Genomic DNA, 1,091 nt, shown 5'->3' on the forward strand with positions numbered 1-1,091 from the left:
ACCCCGTACTGGACGCCATCGGCTCGGCGTGTGCGGTCATCGCGGACCTCCAGGACATCACGACGATCAACTCCTGCGGACCCGAAGCCGCCCGCGTCGAGTCCTTCTTCATCCGTGAGGAATTCCTCTGCCTGGCCCTGGGGCTGAGCCCGCTCGACGCCATGGCCGGCGACACCGCAGGCATCACCGCTTACGGACAGGCCGTCGGAGAGCGGCTCTGCGGCTTCGTCGAAGCGCTTCTGCCCGGTCAGCGACTCGTCCTGCGCATGCTCGACCTGCGCTCCGACCACGCGGCCGAAGTCACCCAGGCCGCCCCCGTCGCCATCGAGCCCAACCCCGAGATGGGCATGCACGGCGCACGCTGGCTCCTGGGCTCCACCGGCTACCGCGAGGCCCTGCACGCCGTACTGGCGACCCTGCGCAAACGCCTCGGCGACGAGGCGGACCGGGTGGGGCTCTCGGTGCCGTTCGTCAGCGACGAGACGGAGTTCGCACAACTCAGAGCCCATCTCGACTTACCCGACGGCACCCCCCTGTCCGCCTTCGTCGAGACGCCCTCCGCCGTCCACGCCACCACCGCGCTGTGCGCCGCCGGGGCCAGTGAACTCTTCGTCGGCCTCAAGGACCTGGTGCAGTTCTATCTCGCCGCGGACCGGGGCAACCACCTGGTCGCCGACTCCTACCGCACCCGCCACCCCTCCGTCCTGGACGGCGTACGCAGCGTCGTCGAATCCGCCCGCGCCGCGGGCACCCCGGTACGGGTCTTCTCCCTGGCATCGGACCTCGACCACTACCTCGCACACCTGCCGGCCCCCGACGGCTACATGATGTGCACCGCCGAACTCCAGCAGCTTCTCCTGGCTCCCAGCTCCCGTTCCACCGGCTGAAGTGCGGTGCCTTCAGCCCCGGAGCCCTTTGGTCCCGTGTCAGTCCCACAAGAGAAAGCGCAGGTCAGATGGGTTCTCCACAGAAAGCACGGGACTGACGGGACTCGACCCGGTAGTTATCACCTCACCAGGCGTCTCCGACATGCGCGCGCGCATGGGAAGCAGCGGTAGTCGTGGGCAGCTGATAACTGCACGGTCGAGTCC

Annotated in this window: 1 protein-coding gene; it reads left to right on the top strand. The window is 68.5% G+C overall.

Going from position 1 to position 1,091, the window contains the following annotated elements:
• On the top strand, positions 1 to 887 hold an 887-nt coding region (locus tag ACFVUH_RS37470), incomplete at its 5' end, for a putative PEP-binding protein (RefSeq protein ID WP_387918117.1).
• Between the last annotated feature and the right edge of the window lie 204 nt (positions 888 to 1,091).

This window comes from Kitasatospora sp. NPDC058032 (assembly GCF_042885845.1).
Lineage (GTDB): Bacteria > Actinomycetota > Actinomycetes > Streptomycetales > Streptomycetaceae > Kitasatospora.